This is a genomic window from uncultured Brachybacterium sp. (assembly GCF_947500705.1).
Classification (GTDB): Bacteria; Actinomycetota; Actinomycetes; order Actinomycetales; family Dermabacteraceae; genus Brachybacterium.
Genome location: NZ_CANMSY010000027.1, coordinates 1 through 580, shown reverse-complemented (window position 1 = coordinate 580; position 580 = coordinate 1). Strand labels below are relative to the sequence as shown.

The window sequence follows — 580 nt, the reverse complement described above, 5'->3', positions numbered from 1 at the left end:
GCGATGGGTGTGAGCAGGGCACTTGCCCGCCATCGCCGACTCATCGGAGTTCTATCCGGGGTGCTGCTCATCGCGATCGGCCTGCTGCTGCTCACGGGAGTGTGGGCCTCCTGGATGGATCAGCTCCAAGGCTCCATCGCCACCTTCCAGCCCGTCGTGTGAGCCTCACGCAAGACCCCTCCCCTGCCGATCTGCTACCGGTGACCGACATGGGGTCCGTTCACCTCCACTGCGACTCGTGACGTCGACCCCATTGCGGCATCGGGGTTTGGTAAAGAGACGGTGTTGCCCCGGGGCCCATGCGGCCAGAGTGTTCAAGAGAAGGCGAAATCGTCGGTCGGGGTCGCACATGAGGCTATTGCGAGGGTGTTTGGGTCGGTACGTTGGTTCCACCGGTGACGAGGTATGAGAGTTTCTTCGCGATGCTTGCCCTGCTGTCGACGTTGCCGCGACCAAATGCCAGACGACCCCGTGCGTTGATGCGGGGATATTCACGGAGAACCTTCATGGCCACGAGCAATTCCCATCGCGCGGCCGGCCGCGCAGTCACCCCCCTTCGCCACAGCGGACGCGCCCTGCG

At 63.8% G+C, this 580-nt stretch carries 1 pseudogene; it reads left to right on the top strand.

The features are described from left to right. Nucleotides 1-162, top strand: a pseudogene (locus Q0937_RS17915) (cytochrome c biogenesis protein CcdA); the annotation flags it as partial. Nucleotides 163-580 lie beyond the last annotated feature (418 nt).